Source organism: Rhizobium sp. ARZ01 (assembly GCF_014851675.1).
Lineage (GTDB): Bacteria > Pseudomonadota > Alphaproteobacteria > Rhizobiales > Rhizobiaceae > Mycoplana.
This window is the reverse complement of record NZ_JACVAE010000001.1, coordinates 2,007,170-2,030,909: the sequence shown is the minus strand read 5'-3', so window position 1 is coordinate 2,030,909 and position 23,740 is coordinate 2,007,170. Positions and strand designations below refer to the sequence as shown.

Genomic DNA, 23,740 nt, shown 5'->3' with positions numbered 1-23,740 from the left:
CTGGTCATCGCGGTGCTCTTTCGCTAAGGAACGCGGGCCAGTTGGCTGGGCAGCCGCGCTCCGCAATGGTCGAAAGGCCGCGGGGGGAGGAAAGTCCGGGCTCCACGGAAACACGGTGCCGGATAACGTCCGGCGGGGGCGACCCCAGGGAAAGTGCCACAGAAAGCAAACCGCCTTCCTAGGAAGGTAAGGGTGAAAGGGTGGGGTAAGAGCCCACCGCGGACATGGCGACATGAACGGCACGGTAAACCCCACCGGGAGCAAGACCGAATAGGGATGACGCGGATGGCGCGAGCCGTCCAGCCCGTTTCCGGGCCGGTCATCCGGGTGGGTTGCAAGAGGCCGGGCGCAAGTCCGGTCCCAGATGAATGGCTGCCACGTTCCGGCGTCAGTCGGAGCCATACAGAACCCGGCTTACAGGCCAACTGGCATTTTTCTCTCCAGGCACGCCGCGCGGCCGCGCTATGTGTTCCAGAAGCCCCGCGCTATTGCTTCTCCTTGAGATCGGCGGATCGCTCTCCCAATCATTGTGTAATTTCACCGGATTTCCAATTGAATCCAACGATTTGATTGATGGGCCGTAACCATTCGTTAAACTTAACGGCCCATAAACATTTGATGGTCTCACGCCGGGAATCCGCCTGTTCCCATTGACGCCCAAATGGTCCCATGGTATCCCATAATCATACCGCACAGGGGCGAATGATCGCCCGTTCATCGCAAAGTACTGAGGCGTCCCGGTTGGGGGCGGTGTGGCGCAACGTTGCTGCGTCGCAGGCGATTCGTGCGGTTGAGTTCTGTGTGGATTTTCCGGTGCCGGCTGGTTCGGTGCCGGTCAGGGAAGCGGCCGTAAAGCGTCATGAACCGGTTCCTGTCGAATGCGACAAACAAGATCGATGCGAAAGGGCGGGTCTCGGTGCCTTCATCCTTTCGGGCGGTGCTTGCGCAGCGCGACATCCGGGAGCTCTATTGCTTCCAGGATTTTGTTTTTCCGGCGATCAGCGTCGGTGGTCCGGATCTGCTCGATCGGTTCGAGCGGCAGATCGCCAGCGAGGATCCGTTTTCGCCGGAGGCGAACCAGATGTCGCTCCTGATACACGGGGGCGGGGTCTTCATGAAGCTCGATTCCGAAGGTCGGCTGATGGTCACGGATTTCATCCGCGACTTCACAGGAATCACTACGGACGTGACCTTCGTCGGTCGGGCGGATCATTTTCAGCTTTGGGCGCCGCAAGCGTTCGAGGCGATGCAGGCGGCAGCCAGGGCAGAGCGCAGATTGCGGGGCCAGGGCTCGAAATAAGGTGGAGAAGCGGGATGGTGGCGGATATTGGCGGAGGGAATTCTGAAGCCGATGGCGGACCCGTCCGTCACATCCCCGTTCTTCTCAACGAGGTGATCGAGGCGCTCCAGCCGCAGCCCGGGCAGGTCATTCTTGATGGCACGTTCGGTGCTGGAGGCTATACATCGGCCATTCTGGCAAGAGGCGCTTCGGTGATCGCGCTCGATCGCGATCCAAGCGCGATCGAGGCGGGGCAGGCGCTGGTCGCTGCATCCGGTGGTCGCCTTTCGCTCATTCACTCGCAGTTCTCCGAGCTTGCCCGGCACGCGCCGGCCGGCGGGCTCGATGGTGTCGTTCTCGACATTGGCGTTTCTTCTATGCAGCTCGACGAGGCCGAGCGCGGATTTTCATTCCAGAAAAGCGGCCCGCTCGACATGCGCATGTCGAGCGCCGGTGTTTCCGCTGCCGACGTTGTCAACCGGGCGAAGGTCTCCGACCTCATCCGCATTTTCGGTTTCCTGGGTGAGGAAAAGCAGGCGGGCCGCATCGCGCGCGCAATCGAAAAGCGCCGGGCCGAGGAGCCGTTCGCAACGACCCGTGACCTTGCCGGGCTTATCGAGATCGTCACCCCACGCAAGGCGAAGGACAAGATCCATCCGGCGACCCGCGTCTTCCAGGCGCTGCGCATCTTCGTCAACGACGAACTTGGCGAGTTGGCGCGGGCGCTGTTTGCCGCCGAGCGTGCGCTCAAGCCGGGCGGACGCTTGGTTGTCGTCAGCTTCCATTCGCTCGAGGACCGGATCGTCAAGAAGTTCTTCCTGGATCGTTCCGGCCGCACGACGGGCTCGCGCCATCTGCCTGAGCTAAACAAGAAAGACGTAATCTTCGCACCAGTTGGCAAGTCCATGATTGTCGCGAGCGAAGAGGAGGCTGCAATCAATCCGCGTGCCCGTTCCGCAAAACTGCGGGCTGGCGAGCGTACCGCAGCTCCGCCCGGCGCGGATGATTTCTCGATTTTCGAACTACCCGAGCTTGCAAGCCTTGAGAAGATTGGAGGCTGATGGATGTTTCGTACCTTTGATGCCGTTCTGGTTGTCGTCATGACCGCTGCCGCCACCGTGACCTACACGATCAAGCACAAGGCCGAGAACAAGCTCGATGAGGTCCGTAAGATCGACGCCGAGATCCGGCTCGAGGAGCACACCATCGACCTCTTGCGCGCCGACTGGGCTCTTCTGACCCAACCGGCCCGGCTCAACCGGTTGGTGAAGACCTATGAACAGGACCTCCAGCTGGTGCCGACGGAATCGACTCAATTGGCGCAGCCCGTCGAGCTGCCGATGCGCACCGCCGAGCTTCCCGCCCTCGAGGAGGAGGCCGAGCCAGGCAAGGATGTCGCCAAGGCGAAGGGCGATGCGAAGGGTACGGACAAGATGGCAACAGGTTCGGTGGCGCGCTGATGTCGTTTCTCTCCCGCATCATGGACGTGAAGAGCAAGGCTCACTTCTCGCATGGCGGCGCCAGCCGCCCGGCACACTTGACCGGTGCCACGGCCTTCCAGGGTCACCGCAAGCGCAGCGGCAAGCAGGCGCGAAGCCGTGTTGCCGTCATCATGGCGTGCTTCGGGCTCGCCTATTGCGTGATCGGCGGTCGGCTCGTGCAATACGGAATGACCCTGCCGGAGTCGGTCTCCAGCATTGGTCCGGCCGACAACCTGCTCGCCTCGCGTCCCGACATCGTCGATCGGAACGGCGAGATTCTGGCAACCGACATCCGCACGGTTTCGCTCTACGCCGAGCCGCACAAGATCGTCGACGCGGATGAGGCGCTCGAAATGATCCAGACGGTGCTGCCCGACCTGGATCCGAAGGCGACCTACAAGAAGCTCACCTCCAATTCGCGCTTCCAGTGGCTGCAGCGCCAGCTGACGCCGAAGCAGCAGAGCCGCATCCTCGCGCTCGGTATTCCCGGCGTCGGCTTCCGTCCGGAAAAGCGCCGCTTCTATCCGAGCGGTGCGGCTTCCGCCCATATTGTCGGCTACGTCAACATCGACAACCGCGGCATTGCCGGCATGGAGCGCTATATCGATAACCAGGGTCTCGCGGACCTGGCTGCGATCGGCATGACCAGCGATGCTAAGATGGAGCCGGTTCGCCTGTCGATTGATCTGCGCGTGCAGTCGATGCTGCATGACGTGATCGTGGAATCGATGGCGAAGTATCAGGCGGAGGCTGCCGGCGCCGTCGTGCTTGACGTCCATACCGGCGAAATCCTGGCCATGGCGTCGGTCCCGGATTATGACCCGAACAACCCCGCCGAGAGCGCCAAGGATGGCTGGCTCAACCGCATGTCGGACGGCACGTTCGAAATGGGCTCGACCTTCAAGACATTCACGACGGCCATGGCGCTTGATTCGGGGAAGGTAACGCTCAAGGACAGCTTCGACGCACGCTACCCGATCCGTATCGGCGGGTTCACGATCAAGGACTTTCACGGCAAGCACCGTGTCCTGACGGTTCCGGAGATCTTCCAGTACTCCTCGAATATCGGCACCGCCAAAATGGCGGATATCGTTGGCATTCCCGCCCACAAGGAGTTTCTTACCCGCCTCGGTCTCCTGTCGAAGATGCAGACCGAGCTTCCCGAGGTGAAGACGCCAAGCCAGCCGCGCGAGTGGAAGAAGATCAACTCGATCACGATCTCCTTCGGTCACGGCGTCTCGACCACCCCGTTGCAGACGGCGGTTGCCGGCGCCACGCTGATGAACGGCGGCAAGTATGTGCCGCCCACCTTCCTCCCCCGCAGCCGCGAAGAAGCCGATGCCATGGCCCAGGCTGTCGTCAAGCAGAGCACGAGCGACGACATGCGCTACCTGATGCGCGTAAATGCGATGGTCGGCTCGGGCAAGCGGGCTTTGGTGCCGGGCTTCAATGTCGGTGGTAAGACGGGGACGGCCGACAAGGTCGTCAACGGCCGCTACGCCAAGAATGGCCTCAATTTCAACGCCTTCCTGTCCGCTTTTCCGATCGATGACCCGCAATACATGGTGCTGAGCTTTATCGACGCGCCGAAGACGGGTGAAGGCGGCGGGCGCACCGCCGGCCTCAATGCAGCACCCATGGTCGGCGAGATCATCCGCCGCAGCGCCCCACTTCTCGGTGTAAAGCCGAAATTCGGGGAGGACGGGTCTGCCTTGCTTGTGTCTTATTGAGCGCAGAATGAACGCAGTGAGCCGATTCGTGGACGAATCGGCGTAACTCGACCAAGAACAGAGCTCCACATGAAGATCACAGACCTTGCCGGCTCCGATGTTCCAGACCTGGGCAATGCATCCGCAATCGAGGTGGGCGGCATTTCGGCCGACAGCCGCAAGGTCAACAAGGGTGATCTGTTCATTGCGGTGAACGGATCCAAGGCAGACGGTGCGGCCTATGTTGCCGATGCCGTCGCCCGCGGTGCCGCCGCCGTCGTCGTTGGGCGTGAGGCATATGTCGACGCGGCCGTGCCGGTGATTGCCGTGGACCAGCCGCGTCGCTTCCTGGCGCTCGCCGCTGCCCGCTTCTTCGCTCGTCAACCGGAAACAATGGTTGCGGTCACCGGAACGGCCGGAAAGACCTCGGTCGCCTCCTTCACGCGCCAGATCTGGGCCCATGCGGGTCACGCCGCAGCCATGATCGGCACGACGGGCGTCACCGCTCCCGGCCGCGAGGACTACGGTTCGCTAACGACGCCTGATCCAGTCTCGCTGCACAAGCTGCTCGCCGAACTCGCCGAAGCGGGCGTTACCCATGCTGCGATGGAAGCGTCCAGCCATGGGCTCGACCAGGCGCGGCTTGACGGCGTTCGCCTGTCCGCTGCCGCCTTTACCAATCTCGGCCGCGATCACATGGACTATCACCCGACGGTCGAGCACTACATGGCCGCGAAGATGCGCCTGTTCGATACGCTTCTGCCGAAAGGCGCACCCGCCATCATCTTCTCCGATGACGAATGGTCGGATGCCGCGATCAAGGCTGCAAAAGATGCTGGCCTCGACGTGCGCACGGTCGGACGCAAGGGTACCTACCTGACGCTGAAGCGGGTAGAGCATTTCCGCCACAAGCAGATGGCAGAAATCCACGTCGGCGACGACATCTACGAGGTGCATATCCCACTCGCCGGTGACTTCCAGGTCGCCAATGCGCTTGTTGCGGCGGGGCTTGCGATGTCGACCGGCGTTTCCGCAAAGGACGCCATGGCCGCACTCGGACACCTGGTCGGTGCCTCCGGCCGGCTCGAACTCGTGGGCCACGCCAAGAACGGCGCGCTCGCCTATGTCGACTACGCCCACAAGCCGGATGCGTTGGAGAATGTGCTGTCTTCGGTTCGTCCCTTCACCTCGGGCCGCGTCATCGTGGTATTCGGATGCGGTGGCGACCGGGACAAGGGCAAGCGGCCGATCATGGGCGAGATCGCAACGAGGCTTGCAGACGTGGTCATCGTTACCGACGACAACCCGCGCACCGAAGTGCCGGAGGTGATCCGCTCCGAGATCATGGTGGCAGCCAAGGGCGCAACCGAAATCGGCGATCGTGCGGCAGCCATCCGCGCCGCTGTCGCGATGCTCTCGGCAGGGGATACGCTCATCGTTGCGGGCAAGGGGCATGAAGAGGGGCAAACGATCGGCAGTGTCACGCTGCCGTTCTCCGACCACGCGGAAGTCCGCAAAGCCCTGGAGGATCTCGACCTTTGACCATGCTCTGGACATTCGAGGATCTTATCGCGGCCACCCATGGCCGTCCTATCGGGACCATGCCGGCGGGGATCACCGGCATTTCCATCGACAGTCGTTCGATCAGCCCGGGCGAGGCCTTCTTCGCCATCAAGGGCGACCGGGTGGACGGACATGACTTCGCTAGCCTGGCATTTGCCAATGGCGCAGCGCTGCTCGTGGTGAGCGAAGGCAAGCTGCCGGCGCTCGGGCGCCTCACGGCTCCGATGCTGGTGGTGCATGACGTGCTGCAGGCGCTTGTCGATCTCGGTTGCGCCGCACGCGACCGCAGTGCCGCCAAGGTCATCGCCGTGACGGGATCGGTCGGCAAGACGACGACGAAGGAGATGCTGCGGCACTCGCTTTCAGCTTGCGGCAGCGTGCACGCCTCGGTGGCCTCGTTCAACAATCATTGGGGCGTTCCGCTGACTCTGGCGCGCATGCCGGAGACCACCGCCTACGGTGTCTTCGAGATCGGCATGAACCACCCGGACGAAATCCGGCCGCTGGTCAAAATGGTTCGCCCGCATGTGGCGCTGGTCACCACGATCGCCGCGGCCCACCTCGGCAATTTCGCGAGTCTCGATGAGATCGCCATGGCAAAGGCCGAGATTTTCGAGGGGGTGGCGCCCGGCGGCCATGCGCTGCTCAACCGCGACAACGAGCAGTACGCCCTGCTGGAGCAGGCTGCCAAACAGGCCGGTGTGGCGCACGTCCACTCGTTCGGCGCCGATCCGAAGGCGGAGTTTCGCCTGGTCGAGTTCATGGCCGGTCCACAGGGCAATGTGTTGTGGGCATCGGTGGACGGGCAGACGCTGGAAATCCCGATGGGAGCCCCTGGTCGTCATATTGCGGAAAATGCGGTGGCCGTCCTTGGCGCGGCGCACCTCGTTGGCGCCGACATCGAGAAGGTCATGAACGCGCTCGCCACGATGCAGCCGGAGAAGGGGCGGGGGCGTCGCCATCGCCTTGCGATCGACGGCGGCAGCTTCACCCTGATCGACGAGAGCTACAACGCCAATCCGGCCTCGATGCGGGCAGCGATCGCTTTGTTGCGCGATACGGTGCCGGGCGAGGGCGGCCGGCGGATTGCCGTGCTCGGCGACATGCTCGAGATGGGCGAGTTTTCGCAGCAGTTGCACGCGGAACTCGCCGCGCCGTTGAGTGAGGCCGGCATCGAGGACGTCTGGATTGGTGGCTCCGACATGGCTGCACTCCGGGACACGCTCGCAGACGCGGCGCGAGTCGAGTACCGCGACGATGCGGACAGTATGCAGGAATTTGTGCTTAAGGCGGTGCGGCCCGGTGACGTCGTCGTGGTGAAATCGTCGAAATCGACGGGATTCAGCCGGATCGTCGCCGGTTTGCTTGACAAGTACGAGGCATTCTCCGACACGGAGCGCGCCGAGTGAGGCACCGCTTGCCGTTGAGGCATCCGGCGCTTTGACGCATTGCATCCAAGCATGACCCTGGATCCGAACAGGTCCGGGGCGCATGCACGACGGCACGCCGGGCAAGATTGCCCGCATGCCTCCATGTTTCGAAATTGGTGGGGTCACGCTTCGATCCGGACATGCTTCCGTCGGACGCCCCGCAAAACCTTTGGGGAAAGGTCCAGAATGCTGCTTTGGCTTGTCGAACTGGCGGATGAGGTCCAGATCTTCAACCTCTTCCGCTACATCACGTTCCGCACCGGTGCAGCGCTGTTTACCTCCGCCGCTATCGTCTTCCTGTTCGGGCCGGCGATCATCGCGTCGTTGCGCGTGCGCCAGGGCAAGGGCCAGCCGATCCGCGCCGACGGGCCGCAGACCCACTTCAAGAAGGCCGGCACGCCGACCATGGGCGGCATCATGATCCTCGCCGGCATCGTCGGCAGTTCGCTGCTATGGGCCGATCTTTCCAACATCTATGTCGTTGCTACGCTCCTCGTGACGCTCGGCTTCGGGGCCATCGGCTTTTACGACGACTATCTGAAGGTGACAAAGCAGACGGACAAGGGCTTCTCCGGAAAGGCACGCCTTGGCCTCGAATTCATTATAGCTGGGATCGCCACCTTCTTCATGATGCGCGCCGCGCTTTCCGCAGGCGCAGCGGGCTCGACGCTCGGTTCCTCGGTCGCCTTTCCTTTCGCCAAGGACTTTGTGCTCAATCTCGGCGTCTTCTTCGTCTTGTTCGGAGGCTTCGTCATCGTTTCGGCCGGCAATGCGGTCAACCTCACCGACGGTCTGGACGGCCTTGCCACGGTTCCCGTCATGATCTCGGCCGCGTCCTTCGGCGTCATCGCCTACCTCGCCGGCAACGCGGTCTTTGCGAACTACCTGCAGATCCACTTCGTTCCCGGTACCGGCGAATTGGCCGTCATTCTCGGAGCCGTCATCGGCGCGGGCCTCGGTTTCCTTTGGTTCAACGCCCCGCCGGCGGCGATCTTCATGGGCGACACCGGCTCGCTGGCGCTGGGCGGTCTGATCGGCACCGTGGCCGTCGCCACCAAGCATGAGATCGTCATGGCGATCGTAGGCGGCCTGTTCGTGATGGAGACGCTATCGGTGATCATCCAGGTCGCCTCGTTCAAGCTCACGGGTAAGCGCGTGTTCCTGATGGCGCCGATCCACCACCACTTCGAAAAGAAGGGCTGGACGGAGAGCCAGGTTGTGATCCGCTTCTGGATCATCGCCGTGATCCTCGCGCTCGTCGGCCTCTCGACCTTGAAGCTGCGGTAATCCCATGATCCCGGTCACGACCCTCAGAAACAAGAACGTTGCGCTCTTCGGGCTCGGGGGGTCGGGGCTTGCCACGGCCCAGGCACTTGCGGCCGGTGGCGCGAAGGTCGTTGCCTGGGACGACAATCCCGACAGTGTCGCCAAGGCGGCGTCAGAAGGTCTTGTGACGGCGGACTTGCGGCAGATCGATTGGAACGGGATCTCCGCGTTCATCTTGTCGCCAGGGGTACCTCTGACGCATCCGAAGCCGCACTGGAGCGTGGACCTGGCGCGTGCAGCCGGCGTCGAGATCATCGGCGATGTCGAGCTTTTTGTGCGTGAGCGTCGCGCCTACGCCCCCGATTGCCCGTTCATCGCCATCACCGGCACCAACGGTAAATCGACAACGACCGCTCTGATCGCCCACATCCTGAAATCGAGCGGCCGCGACACGCAGCTTGGCGGAAATATCGGCACGGCCGTCCTGACGCTGGATCCACCGAAGGCCGGACGGTTCTTCGTGGTTGAGTGCTCGTCCTACCAGATCGATCTCGCACCGACGATCAATCCGAGCGCCGGCATTCTCCTGAACCTCACACCGGATCACCTCGATCGCCACGGCACGATGCAGCACTACGCCGACGTGAAGGAGCGATTGGTCGCGGGCAGCGACACGGCGATCATTGCCGTCGACGACACGTTCACCACGTTGATCGCGGATCGGATTGAGCGTTCTGGAGCCAGGGTTGTGCGTGTCTCGCGTCGTCAGCCGTTGGCGGATGGTCTTTATGCCGAGGGTGCCCGCCTTCTGCTGGCGCAGGGTGGAACGGCGCGCGAGATCGCCGATCTCTCCGATATCCAGACGCTGCGCGGCGGCCACAATGCTCAAAATGCGGCCGCGGCGATTGCAGCCTGCGTGGCGGTCGGTGTCAGCGAGGACGAGATCCGTGCCGGACTCGCCTCCTTCCCGGGACTGAAGCACCGGATGCAGCCGGTTGGCCGCAAGGCAAGCGCCGTCTTCGTCAATGATTCCAAGGCGACGAACGCGGATGCGGCAGCGCCGGCGCTGTCGAGCTATGACCGGATCTATTGGATTGCAGGCGGACTGCCGAAGGAGGGAGGCATCACCAGCCTTAGCGGCTTCTTCCCCAGGATCGCCAAGGCCTATCTGATCGGGGAAGCGGCCGCGGCATTTGCTGCAACCCTGGGCGAGACCGTTCCCTACGAGATTTCCGGCACGCTTGAGCGCGCCGTGCTGCATGCGGCTGCCGATGCGGAAAAGGATGAGGCCGGGCCGGTCGCTGTCCTGCTGTCTCCGGCTTGCGCAAGCTTCGACCAGTACAAGAACTTTGAAGTCAGGGGCGATGCTTTCGTCGGCCATGTCGCGACCCTTCCGGGCGTGACCATGCTGATCGAGGCAAACGGTTAGGGGGATTGCCATGGTTAGTCGTGCCGAGCGTGGTCCGGTTGCCGACTGGTTCTGGACGATAGACAGGTTGTTCTTCGCCGCCTTCATCCTGTTGATGGGGATTGGCTTCATGCTGTCCTTCGCCGCAAGTCCGGCGGTGGCGGAACGCCTCAATCTCGACAGCTTCCACTTCGTCAAGCGACACGCGCTGTTCCTGCTCCCTGCAATCGCGACGATGGTGGCCATTTCGTTCCTTTCGCCACGACAGGTGCGGCGAACCGCGGCAATTCTGCTTGTAGTATCGCTGGCGATGATGGTTCTGGCGCTCTTCTTCGGCGTCGAGGTGAAGGGTGCGCGGCGCTGGGTTTCGATCGGCAGCCTGTCGATCCAGCCGTCGGAATTCATGAAGCCGGCCTTCGTCGTGATTTGCGCCTGGCTTTTCTCGGAGCACGCGCGCCAGCCGGAAATCCCCGGCAACCTTTTTTCCATCCTGCTGTTCGGGATCGTTGCGGCCCTGCTTGTGGCGCAACCGGACCTCGGCCAGACGATCCTGACCACGGCGGTTTGGGGCGGGATGTTCTTTATGGCCGGCATGCCTTGGATCTGGATTATCCTGCTCGGCGGCGTCGCCATCGGCGGTTTCGTGTCGGCCTACTATCTGTTCGACCACGTGGCCGGCCGTATCGACCGATTTCTGACGGGCGAGGGCGATACCTTCCAGGTCGATACCGCGCGCGAGGCGATCATCCGCGGCGACTGGCTCGGCAAGGGACCGGGCGAGGGCATCGTCAAGCGCATCATTCCGGACAGCCACACCGACTTCATCTTTTCGGTTGCGGCGGAGGAATTCGGTATCGTCTTCTGCATGGTCATCGTCGCAGTCTTCGCTTTTGTCGTGCTGCGCGGGCTGAACCACGCCTTCAAGGAGCGTAATGACTTCACACGCTTCGCAGTTGCCGGCCTGGTGCTATTGATCGGCACACAGTCCATGATCAACATCGGCGTGAACCTCGAACTGCTGCCGGCGAAGGGAATGACCCTGCCGCTGATCTCCTACGGCGGCTCTTCGATGATCGCTATCTGCGTCACCGCGGGCTTCATCCTTGCGCTGACGCGTCACCGGCCGGAAAAGCGTGCCACCGAGCGGAGCCTCTTCCGCTCCGGCATGCTTTCTCCCGCGGAGTAGTATTGAATGAGCAAAGGCATCATCCTGCTTGCCGCCGGCGGCACCGGCGGCCATCTCTTTCCCGCCGAGGCGCTGGCGCACGAATTGAAGGCGAACGACTGGTCGGTGCATCTCGTCACCGACAGCCGCGCGGAGCGCTTCGCCGGCAAGTTCCCGGCTGACGAGATCCACGTCGTGCCGTCGGCAACGATCGGTTCGAAGAATCCGGTCAAGGTTATCTCCTCGCTCTGGACGCTCTGGACAGGACTTCGGGCTGCGCGACGCCTGTTGGCCAGGCTCCAGCCGAATGCCGTTGTCGGGTTCGGCGGATATCCGACATTGCCGCCGCTGCTGGCTGCGACCGGCATGCGCATACCCTCGATGATCCACGAGCAGAACGCCGTCATGGGGCGCGCCAACAAGGCTCTTGCCTCTCGCGTGCACGCGATCGCAGGCGGTTTCCTGCCAGAAGGCGAGGGCGCGTATGCGGAAAAGACGGTGACGACCGGAAATCCGGTGCGTCCCGCCGTGCTCGCAGCCGCGGAGGTACCGTATCAGCAGGCAAAGCCGGACGGTGAATTCCGCATCGTGGTTTTTGGCGGCAGCCAGGGCGCGCAATTCTTTTCCACGGCAGTCCCGCAAGCCGTCTGCCGGCTGAGCGATGTGAAGCGGGCGCGCCTGCGCATCACGCAACAGGCACGTCCCGAGGATCGGGAGGGCGTGGAAGCCGTCTACGAGAAGCTCGCAATCCCAGCCGATGTTTCGCCCTTCTTCACCGACATGGCGGATCGCCTGGCCAAGGCGCATCTCGTCATCTGCCGTTCCGGCGCCTCGACCGTTTCGGAAATTTCCGTCATCGGCCGGCCGTCGGTGCTCGTGCCCTATCCCTACGCGCTTGACCATGACCAGGCCGCAAATGCCGCAGCACTTGCCGCCAACGGCGGGGCGCAGGTCATCGCGCAGTCCGCGCTTTCGCCGGAGAAGCTGTCGACGATCATCATCGAGGCGATGAAGAACCCGGATCACATGGCGTTGATGGCGGAGAACGCCCGAAAGACCGGGAAGCCGGACGCTGCGCGCTTGCTCGCCGCCATGGTGGAGGCTATTGCGGGCGGCAAGACGATTGCGGAATTCAAAGGAGAACGCGCATGAAGATGCCGAAGAGCATAGGGCTCGTTCATTTCATCGGAATCGGCGGTATTGGCATGAGCGGTATTGCCGAGGTGCTACACAATCTTGGTCACCGCGTGCAGGGCTCCGACCAGTCCGACAGCGCCAACGTCCAGCGGCTGCGCGACAAGGGCATCAGGATCCACGTCGGCCACAAGGCCGAGAACCTTGGAGATGCCGAGGTGGTGGTCGTCTCGACGGCGATCAAGAAGGACAATCCCGAGCTCGTCGCAGCGCGCGAAAAGCTTTTGCCGGTCGTGCGCCGCGCCGAGATGCTGGCCGAGTTGATGCGCTTCCGCAATGCGATCGCGATCGGCGGCACGCATGGCAAGACGACGACGACGTCCATGGTGGCGGCCTTGCTTGAGGCCGGAGGGCTCGACCCGACCGTCATCAACGGTGGCATCATCAACGCCTATGGCACAAATGCGCGCATGGGCGAGGGCGAATGGATGGTGGTCGAGGCTGACGAGTCCGACGGCACTTTCCTCAAGCTTCCGGCCGACGTTGCGGTGGTGACGAACATCGATCCGGAGCATCTGGATCACTATGGCAATTTCGATGCGGTGCGCGAGGCGTTCCGCCAGTTCGTCGAGAACGTGCCCTTCTACGGCTTCGGCGTCATGTGCCTCGATCATCCGGAAGTGCAGGCGATGGTCAGCCGCATCGACGACCGGAAGGTCATTACCTACGGTGAGAACCCGCAGGCCGATGTGCGCTTCGGCAATGTACGCATGGACGGCGCCACCTCGGTATTCGACGTCGAGATCCGCAGGCGCCGGACCGGCCAGGTGATTGCGCTGAAGGATCTTCGCCTGCCGATGCCGGGGCGCCACAACGTCTCCAATGCGACCGCTGCGGTCGCGGTTGCCCAACGGCTCGGTGTTGCGCCAGAAGACATTGCGCGCGGTCTTGCCTCATTTGGCGGCGTGAAGCGGCGCTTCACGCTGACCGGCACTTGGAACGGCGTCAGCGTCTATGACGACTACGGCCACCATCCGGTCGAGATCAAGGCGGTGCTGAAGGCGGCGCGCGAGGCCTGCCAGGGCAGGGTTGTCGCCGTCCATCAGCCCCATCGCTATACACGTGTTCACAGCCTGTTCGAGGAATTCGCCGGCTGCTTCAACGAAGCCGACACGATCATGATCGCGCCGATCTATGCGGCTGGCGAAGAGCCGATTGAAGGCGTGAGCGCGGAAGCCCTGGTTTCCCGCATAAAAGCGGGCGGCCACAGGGACGCCCGCTATCTGGAGGGTCCGGAGCAACTCGCCTCCACCATCGGCGCCATTGCTAAGCCCGGCGACTTTGTGGTTCTCTTAGGCGCAGGCAGCATCACCTATTGGGCTGCTGCGCTGCCAAAGGAACTCGCAAGCATTTCGGGAATGACGGCATGAAACAGGTGAATGGCGAGAAGCTGCTGGCGTCTCTGGGCGACGGCATCAAGGATGTGCGCGGGCGGTTGACGCCGGATGCGCCGATGGACCGCGTCACCTGGTTCCGCGCCGGCGGACTGGCTGAGCTTATGTTCCATCCGCACGACACCGAGGACCTCGTCACCTTCTTGAAGATGTTGCCGGACGATGTGCCGCTGATGGTGTCCGGCGTCGGGTCGAACCTTCTTGTGCGCGACGGCGGTATTCGCGGCGTCGTGATCCGGCTTTCGGCCAAGGGTTTCGGAGATCTCGAACTCGTCGGCGAGAACCGCATCAAGGCGGGAGCGATCTGCCCGGACAAGAACATCGCCGCGATGGCACTCGACAATGGCATTGCCGGTCTTGAGTTTTATTATGGCATTCCAGGCTCGATTGGTGGTGCGCTTCGCATGAATGCGGGCGCCAACGGCGACGAGACGAAGGACCTCGTCGTCGAAGTGCATGCCGTTGATCGCAAGGGCAACGCTTACGTGCTGTCGAATGCCGACATGGGCTATACGTATCGCCATTCGGCAGCCCCCGAGGGGCTGATCTTCACGCATGCGATCTTCCAGGGCCATGCCGGCGACAAGGCGCATATCCGCGAGAAGATGGACGCCGTGCGCCAGCATCGCGAGACGGTCCAGCCGATTCGCGAGAAGACCGGCGGCTCGACCTTCAAAAACCCCGAAGGGCATTCGGCCTGGAAGCTGATCGACGAGGCCGGCTGCCGCGGTCTGATGATCGGCGGAGCGCAAATGTCGCCGATGCACTGCAACTTCATGATCAACACCGGCCAGGCCACGGGCTACGAACTAGAGTATCTCGGCGAGACCGTTCGCAGCCGCGTGCTCGAGCACTCCGGGATCATGCTGCAGTGGGAAATCAAGCGCGTCGGCAACTTCATGCCGGGCCTTGAGATCAAGGAATTCCTCGGCAAGGCGACTGCCTGAGGCGGGGCAGATTGAGATAGTGCCGCCCGGATGTCCTGGGCGGCACCATCCGAAGAGGGGCCAGCCTTTCAACACTTCTGTCTCGATAAACCCTTTGGCGCCATTGCTCGGATAGTCCTTGGCGACCGCACGGAGCTGCTCGGGAGGCGGAAACCTGCCTCACGTGTTGCAAGCGCTCCGTGCCTACACGGAGCTAATCGCCCCAACTGACGAATTTCAGCGTCGAGTTCCCGTTCATCTTGTGGCCGATGACCTTGCAGCTGTTCTTCGCCCGGACGGGGGCTACGCCCTTAAGGACAAGGGTGTGCCATCCCTGTTGTCGACCAGAGACCTCATACGGAGCCGGGTCGCAGCCCTTTTTGAAGACATAAGCCGTTCCTTTCACGATCGTCTTGTCGTCGTAAGGGTCCCAAGGAGCATCGGCTTTGAAGAGCAGAGCACCTGACTTGACGGTTCCTGCAATCGACTTCTTGGGGTCGCGATAGACGATAGTCCCCCGACTTGGGTCGATGTTCATGGCGGAGCCGTTGTGATCGAAGATGCTGCGGTTATCGATCATCGCCTGCGCATCCTCGTCGCTGACGGTCGAGACTTCGTTCGCCGGAGCACCGAGGACAGGATCGCTGACGAAATACTGGTCCAACGGCTGCGGACCGCAGTTCGGCAACATTGTACCGGATGAATACAGCCGCCTGTCGTCGTGAATGGTCAGATAAAAATAGTAGTTGCCGTAAGGGTCCCGTGCGACAGGACCGCCCCAGTCCTTCTGGTAGACCGAATCGACGGACCAACTGCACGACGCCCCGTTCCCTTCGATGGAGAATGAAATTTCGACAGTTTTCTGCGATTTCGTGTCGTCGATATCCAAATGGCAGGTCATGCCGTTTCCGCAGTCGCGGGACCAACGTCCACGGAAATCCTCGCGGTTGGCGGCGGCAGATACGGTCGAAGCCGACGCTAGGATTGAGACCAGTGTGATAGATGCGACGATGATGTGTTTCATGAACGATGCCCTTGGATGTCGCAGAGACTCTAGGTGCCGGATCCTGAAACTGCGTTGACGGGGAGTGTCCAAGTTTAGGAACCGCATTAACGCATCGGTTGCCGCTCTAGCGTCGAACCGCTTGCCAATTGTTCCTGCACGATGCCGGCGGCAAATTGTTAACACCCTGCCACTAGGATCGCGCGCGCCTTCGGAGCCGCACATGATCGAGCGTGTCAAAGCATGGGTGAATAATCAGCTTGCTCTCGGGGAGTTCTCTTCTCGTAAGCAGGTCCTTCGCCGTGCCGCCCGAATGGCTCTTCGCATCGCCGCACTCGCCTATGCCATCAATGTTGTGGCACATCTGATCTTGTACGCGGCGGACCTGTTGCCCTACGATCTGTTCGACGCGCTTGTCGTCGCGACAATTCTGACGCCGCTTGTGTCGTCAGTCGTCGCTTTTGTCGCCTACTACGTGGTCGGTCTTGCGGTCTATGATCTCGCCATATCGCGCGCGGAGTTCGAGCGGCTGAGCCGAACCGACCCGCTATCCGGGCTTCTGAACCGCCGTGCTTTTCTCGAGGCCTTCGAGGCCGCAAGGTCGCCATCGGCGCTGGCGTTGTTCGATGTCGATCGGTTCAAGTCGATCAATGATACGCTCGGCCATGTTGCGGGCGACCAGGTCATCGTGGCGATCGCGCAGGAATTGGCATGCAGGTTCGGGGGCGAGCACATCGTCGCACGCATTGGCGGGGAGGAATTCGTCGTGCTTCTATGCGGAATTCCGCAGGACGAATCCGCCCGTCGCATCGAAGAGGTGCGCAGCGGGATCGAACGTCTGGCCATCATCTGTGCGCATGGCGAGATTGCCGTGACGATTTCGGCGGGCCTTGCCGACCATGCCCCGGGACGCTCGTTTGACGATATTTTTTCCCATGCCGATCGGGCGCTTTATATGGCCAAGGTCTCCGGCCGGAATCGGGTCGTTCACGAAAGCGATATCGCAAGGCTGGCGCCGTCCACTCGGAACAGTGAAGCCGTCGTTGCGGAAGCGTTCCGCAATGCGATTGGTATCCGCACCTGAGCACCTCAAAATTGAGGCCAATCTTACCCCGACAGCGGATTGGCCTGGTGCTCGATCCCCATGACCAATGCGTCCAGCAACCCGGCGCGACGATCGAAGCCACGGCCTGGCAGGTAGTTGTGAGGGCGACTGAATAAAGCTGACATTGCGAATGTGGTGCCCGGCCTCCGGGGCGGGTGTTTCGTTTTCGCCCGTCCAGCTGCAAGGCTTGCATCAAGGGCAACTCTCTGATTCTAGGGCGATAACTGATGTCGCGTTTTGATTCGCTTTGCGGGAATTAACGTATTCGATCGCTGGCGGTTAACGAAAGTAAACGGTTCATTAACCATAATGCCGTTGTAGTGAGATCGTCTCGCATGTTCGAGTCGGCTCCCCGGAGGGGATCAGGTCCGCGCAAGCGAGTTCAGCCAAGGTGTGAGAGAGTCCGGGGGTAGAGATGAGCAAGCATGTGGCAGTGCTGATGGGTGGTGTGTCCTCCGAAAGGCCCGTAAGCCTTTCGTCCGGAAGCGCCTGCGCCGATGCGCTCGAAGCTGCTGGCTATCGTGTCACCCGTGTCGATGTCGGCTACGACGTTGCGATGGTTCTTTCGGGCCTGAAGCCGGACGTGGCCTTCAATGCCCTGCACGGACCCTTTGGCGAGGATGGCACGATCCAGGGCCTGCTCGAATACCTGCAGATTCCATACACCCACTCCGGCGTTCTGGCGTCGGCACTTGCTATGGACAAGGCACAGGCGAAGATCGTCGCCAAGGCGGCCGGCATTCCTGTGGCTGAGGCGAAGCTGATGGATCGCTTCGACTTCACATCCATGCATCCGATGAAGCCCCCCTACGTGGTCAAGCCGGTGTGCGAGGGTTCCAGCTTTGGCGTCGTCATCGTCAAGGAAGATCAGCCGCATCCGCCGCAGGTAATTACTTCCGACGAATGGCGCTACGGCGATCGGGTCATGGTCGAGCGCTACGTCCACGGGCGCGAACTTACCTGTGGCGTGATGGGTAATGTGGCGCTTGGCGTCACCGAGGTGGTGCCGGAAGGGCACGCCTTCTATGATTACGACGCGAAATACGTGAAAGGGGGCTCCAGGCACGTCCTCCCCGCGCAAATTTCACCAAATATTTACCAAAAAATACAAACACTCGCACTTAAGGCGCATCAAGCGATCGGGTGCCGCGGCGTCAGCAGATCGGACTTCCGATATGACGACCGCTTCTCCGAGAATGGCGAGATTGTATGGCTGGAGATCAACACTCAGCCCGGCATGACTCCGACCTCCCTGGTGCCCGAGATGGCCGTTCATGCTGGCCATTCCTTTGGTGAGTTCTTGAGCTGGATGGTGGAGGACGCGTCTTGTTTGCGTTGATCGGCAGAAAGAGGAGCAGAACGGCTCGGTACGACGCCGCGGGTCTCGCTGAAGCTGACTCCGGCCGCGTGTTGCCGCGCCCGCTGCGCCGGATCGTTCGCTTCGCCATCAGCCTCGCTGTCGGTCGTGTGTCGATCGCGCGTCACACGGGCACGGTTTCGGCCGTGGCCTTCCTTGCGGCAACCGGTTTTTACGGCATGTCGCTCGGTGGTCATACGCAGAATTTCGCCCAGACGACCACCACGGCCGCCGGATTTGCCATCGACGACGTCAAGGTTTCCGGTGCGCGCGAAACCTCCGAAATCGATATTCTCGAGCAGCTCGGGCTCGACGGAACCACCTCGCTCGTGGCTCTCGACGTCGAGGATGCGCGACAGAAGCTGGCGAAGCTCCCCTGGGTTGAGCACGTCTCTGTTCGAAAGGTGTATCCGGGCACGATAGAAGTTGCGTTGAAGGAGCGGGAGGCGTTCGCTATCTGGCAGCACGGCGACGATCTTGCTCTCATCGAGGAAAACGGCAGCGTGATCGCGCCGCTCCGCGACAACAAGTTCTCTGCCTTGCCGCTGTTCGTCGGGCGCGATGCCGAAACCGCTGCGGCCAGCTTCGATAAGCAATTTGACAACTGGCCGGGGATCAAGGCGCGGGTGAAGGCCTATGTCCGTGTTGCCGGCCGCCGATGGGACCTCCGTCTCGACAATGGCATAGTCGTCAAGCTGCCGGAAAACAACGTGCCGCGCGCCATGGAGGCGCTGTCGAGGTTCGAGGCCGAGCACGGGCTCCTGGAGCGCGACATTGCCGCTGTCGACCTTCGGCTCGAGGACCGAACCACAATTCGCCTCACAGAAGGGGCTGCCGCGCGCCGCAAGGTGGTGCTCGACCAGCGGGCCAAGGAACTCAAGAAGGTAACCGATCGCTCATGAGTATCTTCGGCTCCTCCCATTTTGGTCTGCCGCGTTTGAAGCCGCTCAATTCCAAGCGATCGCACGTCGTTTCGGTGCTCGACATCGGCTCGACCAAGGTCGTCTGCATGATCGGCAAGCTGACGCCGCGCCCGGAGAGCGAAATCCTGCCGGGTCGCACCCACAGCATTGAGATCATCGGTCTTGGACATCATCGCTCGCGCGGCGTCAAGAACGGCGTCATCGCCGATCTGGATGCTGCCGAAAGCGTCGTCCGGCTTGCCGTTGACGCGGCCGAGCGCATGGCCGGCCTGACGATCGACAGCCTGATCGTCAACGTTTCCGCCGGCCGGCTGCAGAGCGATATCTACACCGGCACGATCGATCTCGGCGGCCAGGAAGTGGAAGCAGCGGATCTGCGCAAGGTTCTGGCGGCGGCAGGCCAGCGTTCGCTGCGTCAGGACCGTGCCATCCTGCATTCTCTGCCGACCGGCTTCTCGCTCGACGGTGAACGCGGCATCCGCGACCCGCTCTCCATGTATGGTGATGTGCTGGGCGTTGACATGCACGTTCTCACGGCAGAGCGGACCGCGCTGAAGAACCTCGAGCTTTGCGTCAACCGCGCCCACCTTTCGGTCGAGGGCATGGTAGCGACGCCCTATGCGAGTGGCCTGTCGGCGCTTGTTGACGACGAAGTCGAGCTTGGTTGCGCCTGCATCGACATGGGCGGCGGGACGACGACCATCTCCGTCTTCGCCGAAGGCAAGCTCGTCCATGCCGATGCCGTCGCTCTCGGTGGGCATCACGTGACGACGGATATTGCCCGTGGTCTTTCGACCAGAATCGAGGACGCCGAGCGTTTGAAGGTCGTGCATGGTTCGGCGCTGCCGAACGCATCGGACGAACGCGACATCGTGGCCGTGCCTTCGCTCGGCGAGGACGATCGCGATCAGCCGACCCACGTGCCGCGTGCGCTGCTGTCGCGCATCGTGTGTGCCCGGATCGATGAGACGCTCGAACTCATTCGCGATCGCATCCAGCGCTCCGGCTTCTCGCCGATCGTGGGCAAGCGGATCGTGCTGACGGGGGGCGCAAGTCAGCTTACGGGACTGCCGGAGGCCGCGCGGCGGATTCTGGCCCGCAACGTTCGTGTCGGACGCCCGCTCGGGGTTTCCGGCCTGCCGGCTGCGGCAAAGGGAGCGGCATTCTCCACGGCGGTGGGCCTGATGATCTACCCGCAGGTCGCGGAACTGGAGGCGCATTCGACGCAGGGCGGCATGCTTGCGTCGATTGCAGGCGGTAGCAGCCGCATCGCCCGGATGGGGCAGTGGCTGAAGGAGAGTTTCTGACGGGTTTGCCGCGGGTGAGTGCGTAAGCGGGAAAGACGGATTCGGATTTTTGAGAGATTGGCCGTGTGGCGATGCGGGCCAGAACAGACAAGAAGGAACAGGTACAATGACCATCAAGCTGCAGAAGCCGGACATCACTGAGCTGAAGCCCCGCATCACCGTCTTCGGTGTTGGTGGCGGCGGCGGCAATGCGGTCAACAACATGATCACCGCAGGGCTGCAGGGCGTCGATTTCGTCGTCGCCAACACGGACGCCCAGGCATTGACCATGACGAAGGCCGAACGGATCATCCAGATGGGTGCCCAGGTCACCGAGGGTCTCGGCGCCGGTTCGCAGCCTGAAGTCGGCCGTGCGGCCGCAGAGGAGTGCATCGACGAGATCATCGATCACCTGAACGGCACCCACATGTGCTTCGTCACCGCCGGCATGGGCGGCGGCACTGGTACGGGTGCTGCCCCGATCGTCGCGCAGGCCGCCCGGAACAAGGGCATCCTGACCGTTGGTGTCGTCACCAAGCCGTTCCACTTCGAAGGTGGTCGTCGCATGCGGCTTGCCGAACAGGGCATCCAGGAACTGCAGAAGTCGGTCGATACGCTTATCGTCATCCCGAACCAGAACCTGTTCCGCATCGCAAACGACAAGACGACGTTTGCCGATGCCTTCGCGATGGCCGACCAGGTTCTCTATTCGGGTGTCGCCTGCATCACCGACCTGATGGTCAAGGAAGGCCTGATCAACCTCGACTTTGCCGACGTCCGCTCGGTCATGCGCGAAATGGGTCGCGCGATGATGGGCACGGGCGAGGCTTCCGGCGAAGGTCGCGCGATGGCCGCAGCCGAAGCTGCGATCGCCAACCCGCTGCTCGACGAAACCTCGATGAAGGGCGCCCAGGGCCTGCTGATCTCGATCACCGGCGGTCGCGACCTGACCCTCTTTGAAGTGGACGAGGCTGCCACCCGCATCCGCGAAGAAGTCGATCCGGATGCCAACATCATCCTCGGCGCCACCTTCGACGAAGAACTTGAAGGTCTGATCCGCGTCTCCGTCGTTGCCACCGGCATCGATCGTGCAGCCGCGGAGGTTGCTGGTAAAAATGCCGACTTTCGTGGTGCGAGCAAGCCGCTGATCCGCCCGTCTGCCGCCGTTCCGGTCCAGCCGCAGGTCTCGCAGCCGGTTGCTCCGGCGCTGGTGATGAGCCAGCCGGTGGCACCGCAGCCGGTCGCTGCGCAGCCGGTCAGGGCTGCAGACCCGATCTCCGAGACGATCCTGGCGGCAGAACTCGGCCTGGAGCGTGAACTGGCCCTGCCGGAAGCACGGCCGGCTGCAGCCCCGCAGGAGGAGTTTCGCCCGCAGAGCCGCATCTTTGCTGCGGCTCCGGCCGCGGAGGCTCCGGTTGCCGCACGTCCGGCGCCGGTCCAGCAGCCGCAGTTCCACCAGCCGGTCGCCGCAGCGCCGGTTGCCCAGCGTGCGGAGCCGGCTGCGCCGGTCATCCGCCAGGAGCCGGTCGCGACCCGCATGCCGCGGATCGAGGATTTCCCGCCCGCCGTCCAGGCCGAGATGGAGAACCGCAGCCAGCCGGCGCAGGTTCAGGCCGAGGAGCGTGGTCCGATGGGCCTGCTGAGGCGCCTCACCTCGTCGCTCGCTCGTCGCGAGGAGGAAGAGCCGCAGGCCGCCGCAGCCGAGGTGCCTGCGCCGCAGCGCCGCACGCTGTCGCCGGAAGCAAGCCTCTATGCACCGCGTCGTGGCCAGCTCGACGACCACGGCCGCGTCAATCCGCAGCCGCGCGCATTGAGCGAGGACGATCAGCTCGAGATCCCGGCGTTCCTGCGCCGGCAGTCGAACTAAACAAAAATGTAACAGAAGATGACAAAGGACCCGGATCCGTGATCCGGGTCCTTTGACTTTGTTTAGGCTTTTCAATCGGATAGCCGGAGTGTCGGGACCGTAATATATCGAAAGAAACAGTGATTTGTAACGTGATGGGCGCACAACTACATTCCGCCCGAAAACCGGGACATGGCATTGATTCAAGGGCGATTTTAAGCGCCCGTCCACGGACCCGGTAGTGCAGCCCGAATCGCTGATGTCAGTGGTTGCGAGGCGCGCTCTAAAGACAATGACGGCCGGCGCGGCGCCGGTGGCTAGACAAGGCGAATAGTAAAATGTCCATCAGCATGCTGGGTTTTCAGACAACGATCTCAAGCCCGGTCACAATTTCGGGAACCGGCGTCCATTCCGGGGCCGTCGTTTCGATCACCTTCCATCCGGCCGAGGCCGACAGCGGCATCGTTTTCCAGCGCATTCACGACAACGGCAGCGTCAGTGAGTATCGTGCCGTTTCTGCGCAGGTCGGCAACACGGACCTTTGCACCGTTCTCGGTTTCTCGCCCGAAAAGTCGATCGCGACTGTTGAACACGTGATGGCAGCGCTCTACGCGCTTTCTCTGGACAATGTTCTGATCGAGGTCCATGGCGCCGAAATGCCGATCATGGACGGCAGTTCCGAACCGTTCATCGATGCGATCGAACAGGTCGGGTTGCGCCCGCTCGCGGTCAAGCGCCGCTACATCCGCGTCATCAAGCCGGTCCGCGTCGAAGCCGGTGCCTCCTGGGCGGAGTTCTCGCCTCACGACGGTACGCGTTTCGAAGTCGAGATCGATTTCGACTGCCCCTTGATTGGCCGCCAGGCATGGAAGGGCGAACTAACCCCCGCAACATTCCGCAGCGAGCTTTCGCGTGCGCGCACCTTCGGCTTCATGCGCGACGTGGAGCGCCTTTGGGCGGCTGGCTACGCGCTCGGCTCGTCCCTGGAGAACTCGGTCGTCATTTCCGACGACAACATGGTGATCAACGTCGAGGGCCTTCGCTACAAGGATGAGTTCGCCCGCCACAAGACGCTCGATGCCGTCGGCGACCTGGCTCTTGCCGGTGCGCAGTTCATCGGCTGCTATCGCTCCTATCGCGGCGGTCACAAGATGAATGCCCACGCATTGAAGGCACTGCTGAACGATCGCGCGGCCTATGAGGTCGTAGAAGCATCGGCGCCGCGCGCCCGCGCGGGCAAGCGCGAGCTTATCGCCGTTAACGCCCCGGAATTTGCTCCCTGGTCCGCTTGAGGCCGGGGAGGTTTCCTGTATCGCGGTGTTTTCACACATACTTTGCCACAAAAATGCGTCAATGCGCCTGCATGGCGTTGCGGAACGCTCGAATTTGAGGATAGAACGCTGTC

The 23,740-nt window shown here is 62.3% G+C and carries 19 protein-coding genes and 1 other RNA gene; 19 read left to right on the top strand and 1 reads right to left on the bottom strand.

Features of this window, described 5'->3' with window-relative positions; translation table 11 throughout:
* Positions 1-37: 37 nt before the first annotated feature.
* The 13 genes from rnpB to murB all read left to right on the top strand — a co-directional run bounded on the left by rnpB (position 38) and on the right by murB (position 14,836).
* Positions 38-433: RNase P RNA component class A (gene rnpB, locus IB238_RS09810), an RNA gene on the top strand.
* 426 nt (positions 434-859) lie between these two features.
* Positions 860-1,300 (top strand): division/cell wall cluster transcriptional repressor MraZ, encoded by a 441-nt coding sequence (mraZ, locus tag IB238_RS09805; protein WP_192245732.1) that lies wholly within the window; start codon positions 860-862, stop codon positions 1,298-1,300.
* 14 nt (positions 1,301-1,314) lie between these two features.
* The gene (gene rsmH, locus IB238_RS09800) at positions 1,315-2,340 is read left to right on the top strand and encodes a 16S rRNA (cytosine(1402)-N(4))-methyltransferase RsmH (RefSeq protein WP_192245730.1); all 1,026 of its coding nucleotides are present in this window, start codon (positions 1,315-1,317) and stop codon (positions 2,338-2,340) included.
* Positions 2,341-2,343: 3 nt separating this feature from the next.
* Positions 2,344-2,739, top strand: a complete 396-nt coding sequence (locus IB238_RS09795; protein ID WP_192245728.1) for a hypothetical protein — start codon at positions 2,344-2,346, stop codon at positions 2,737-2,739.
* Positions 2,739-4,490 (top strand): penicillin-binding protein 2, encoded by a 1,752-nt coding sequence (locus tag IB238_RS09790; RefSeq protein ID WP_192245726.1) that lies wholly within the window; start codon positions 2,739-2,741, stop codon positions 4,488-4,490. The genes IB238_RS09795 and IB238_RS09790 overlap by 1 nt, the downstream gene beginning before the upstream one ends.
* 69 nt (positions 4,491-4,559) lie before the next feature.
* On the top strand, positions 4,560-6,011 hold the full coding sequence (locus IB238_RS09785) for a UDP-N-acetylmuramoyl-L-alanyl-D-glutamate--2,6-diaminopimelate ligase (RefSeq protein ID WP_192245724.1): 1,452 nt from the start codon (positions 4,560-4,562) through the stop codon (positions 6,009-6,011).
* Positions 6,008-7,441 (top strand): UDP-N-acetylmuramoylalanyl-D-glutamyl-2,6-diaminopimelate--D-alanyl-D-alanine ligase, encoded by a 1,434-nt coding sequence (locus IB238_RS09780; RefSeq protein WP_192245722.1) that lies wholly within the window; start codon positions 6,008-6,010, stop codon positions 7,439-7,441. The genes IB238_RS09785 and IB238_RS09780 overlap by 4 nt, the downstream gene beginning before the upstream one ends.
* Before the next feature lie 207 nt (positions 7,442-7,648).
* Entirely contained in the window at positions 7,649-8,749 is a 1,101-nt protein-coding gene (gene mraY / locus IB238_RS09775) for a phospho-N-acetylmuramoyl-pentapeptide-transferase (RefSeq protein ID WP_192245720.1), read from the top strand.
* A gap of 4 nt (positions 8,750-8,753) precedes the next feature.
* Positions 8,754-10,157 (top strand): UDP-N-acetylmuramoyl-L-alanine--D-glutamate ligase, encoded by a 1,404-nt coding sequence (murD, locus tag IB238_RS09770; protein WP_192245719.1) that lies wholly within the window; start codon positions 8,754-8,756, stop codon positions 10,155-10,157.
* Between the two features lie 10 nt (positions 10,158-10,167).
* On the top strand, positions 10,168-11,322 hold the full coding sequence (gene ftsW, locus IB238_RS09765) for a putative lipid II flippase FtsW (RefSeq protein WP_192245717.1): 1,155 nt from the start codon (positions 10,168-10,170) through the stop codon (positions 11,320-11,322).
* A gap of 6 nt (positions 11,323-11,328) precedes the next feature.
* Positions 11,329-12,453, top strand: a complete 1,125-nt coding sequence (gene murG / locus IB238_RS09760; RefSeq protein WP_192245715.1) for an undecaprenyldiphospho-muramoylpentapeptide beta-N-acetylglucosaminyltransferase — start codon at positions 11,329-11,331, stop codon at positions 12,451-12,453.
* Entirely contained in the window at positions 12,450-13,865 is a 1,416-nt protein-coding gene (gene murC, locus IB238_RS09755) for a UDP-N-acetylmuramate--L-alanine ligase (protein ID WP_192245713.1), read from the top strand. The genes murG and murC overlap by 4 nt, the downstream gene beginning before the upstream one ends.
* The gene (gene murB, locus IB238_RS09750) at positions 13,862-14,836 is read left to right on the top strand and encodes a UDP-N-acetylmuramate dehydrogenase (RefSeq protein WP_192245711.1); all 975 of its coding nucleotides are present in this window, start codon (positions 13,862-13,864) and stop codon (positions 14,834-14,836) included. Before murC ends, murB begins: the two co-directional genes overlap by 4 nt.
* 193 nt (positions 14,837-15,029) lie before the next feature.
* On the opposite strand, the gene IB238_RS09745 is transcribed toward murB, so the two are convergent.
* A complete protein-coding gene (locus IB238_RS09745; protein WP_192245709.1) occupies positions 15,030-15,839 on the bottom strand; it encodes a hypothetical protein in 810 nt (269 codons plus the stop codon).
* Between the two features lie 202 nt (positions 15,840-16,041).
* Between IB238_RS09745 and IB238_RS09740 the strand changes: the two genes are divergently transcribed.
* The 6 genes from IB238_RS09740 to lpxC all read left to right on the top strand — a co-directional run bounded on the left by IB238_RS09740 (position 16,042) and on the right by lpxC (position 23,627).
* Positions 16,042-16,902 carry a GGDEF domain-containing protein gene (locus IB238_RS09740; RefSeq protein WP_192245707.1) on the top strand — a complete coding sequence of 287 codons (861 nt, stop codon included), beginning with the start codon at positions 16,042-16,044 and terminating at the stop codon, positions 16,900-16,902.
* 436 nt (positions 16,903-17,338) lie between these two features.
* The gene (locus tag IB238_RS09735) at positions 17,339-18,262 is read left to right on the top strand and encodes a D-alanine--D-alanine ligase (protein WP_192245705.1); all 924 of its coding nucleotides are present in this window, start codon (positions 17,339-17,341) and stop codon (positions 18,260-18,262) included.
* Positions 18,250-19,182 (top strand): cell division protein FtsQ/DivIB, encoded by a 933-nt coding sequence (locus IB238_RS09730; RefSeq protein ID WP_192245703.1) that lies wholly within the window; start codon positions 18,250-18,252, stop codon positions 19,180-19,182. Before IB238_RS09735 ends, IB238_RS09730 begins: the two co-directional genes overlap by 13 nt.
* Entirely contained in the window at positions 19,179-20,510 is a 1,332-nt protein-coding gene (gene ftsA / locus IB238_RS09725) for a cell division protein FtsA (RefSeq protein WP_192245701.1), read from the top strand. Before IB238_RS09730 ends, ftsA begins: the two co-directional genes overlap by 4 nt.
* Positions 20,511-20,616: 106 nt before the next feature.
* Positions 20,617-22,356, top strand: coding sequence for a cell division protein FtsZ (ftsZ, locus tag IB238_RS09720; RefSeq protein WP_192245699.1), 1,740 nt, complete (start codon positions 20,617-20,619; stop codon positions 22,354-22,356).
* Between the two features lie 317 nt (positions 22,357-22,673).
* Entirely contained in the window at positions 22,674-23,627 is a 954-nt protein-coding gene (lpxC, locus tag IB238_RS09715; protein ID WP_192245697.1) for a UDP-3-O-acyl-N-acetylglucosamine deacetylase, read from the top strand.
* Positions 23,628-23,740: the final 113 nt, after the last annotated feature.

Bases quoted from the DNA above. Each gene is read 5' to 3' on its own strand.
- mraZ (WP_192245732.1), top strand. From the start codon at position 860: ATGAACCGGTTCCTGTCGAATGCGACAAACAAGATCGATGCGAAAGGG.
- rsmH (WP_192245730.1), top strand. From the start codon at position 1,315: ATGGTGGCGGATATTGGCGGAGGGAATTCTGAAGCCGATGGCGGACCC.
- IB238_RS09795 (WP_192245728.1), top strand. From the start codon at position 2,344: ATGTTTCGTACCTTTGATGCCGTTCTGGTTGTCGTCATGACCGCTGCC.
- IB238_RS09790 (WP_192245726.1), top strand. From the start codon at position 2,739: ATGTCGTTTCTCTCCCGCATCATGGACGTGAAGAGCAAGGCTCACTTC.
- IB238_RS09785 (WP_192245724.1), top strand. From the start codon at position 4,560: ATGAAGATCACAGACCTTGCCGGCTCCGATGTTCCAGACCTGGGCAAT.
- mraY (WP_192245720.1), top strand. From the start codon at position 7,649: ATGCTGCTTTGGCTTGTCGAACTGGCGGATGAGGTCCAGATCTTCAAC.
- murD (WP_192245719.1), top strand. From the start codon at position 8,754: ATGATCCCGGTCACGACCCTCAGAAACAAGAACGTTGCGCTCTTCGGG.
- ftsW (WP_192245717.1), top strand. From the start codon at position 10,168: ATGGTTAGTCGTGCCGAGCGTGGTCCGGTTGCCGACTGGTTCTGGACG.
- murG (WP_192245715.1), top strand. From the start codon at position 11,329: ATGAGCAAAGGCATCATCCTGCTTGCCGCCGGCGGCACCGGCGGCCAT.
- murC (WP_192245713.1), top strand. From the start codon at position 12,450: ATGAAGATGCCGAAGAGCATAGGGCTCGTTCATTTCATCGGAATCGGC.
- murB (WP_192245711.1), top strand. From the start codon at position 13,862: ATGAAACAGGTGAATGGCGAGAAGCTGCTGGCGTCTCTGGGCGACGGC.
- IB238_RS09745 (WP_192245709.1), bottom strand. From the start codon at position 15,839: ATGAAACACATCATCGTCGCATCTATCACACTGGTCTCAATCCTAGCG.
- IB238_RS09740 (WP_192245707.1), top strand. From the start codon at position 16,042: ATGATCGAGCGTGTCAAAGCATGGGTGAATAATCAGCTTGCTCTCGGG.
- IB238_RS09735 (WP_192245705.1), top strand. From the start codon at position 17,339: ATGAGCAAGCATGTGGCAGTGCTGATGGGTGGTGTGTCCTCCGAAAGG.
- ftsA (WP_192245701.1), top strand. From the start codon at position 19,179: ATGAGTATCTTCGGCTCCTCCCATTTTGGTCTGCCGCGTTTGAAGCCG.
- ftsZ (WP_192245699.1), top strand. From the start codon at position 20,617: ATGACCATCAAGCTGCAGAAGCCGGACATCACTGAGCTGAAGCCCCGC.
- lpxC (WP_192245697.1), top strand. From the start codon at position 22,674: ATGTCCATCAGCATGCTGGGTTTTCAGACAACGATCTCAAGCCCGGTC.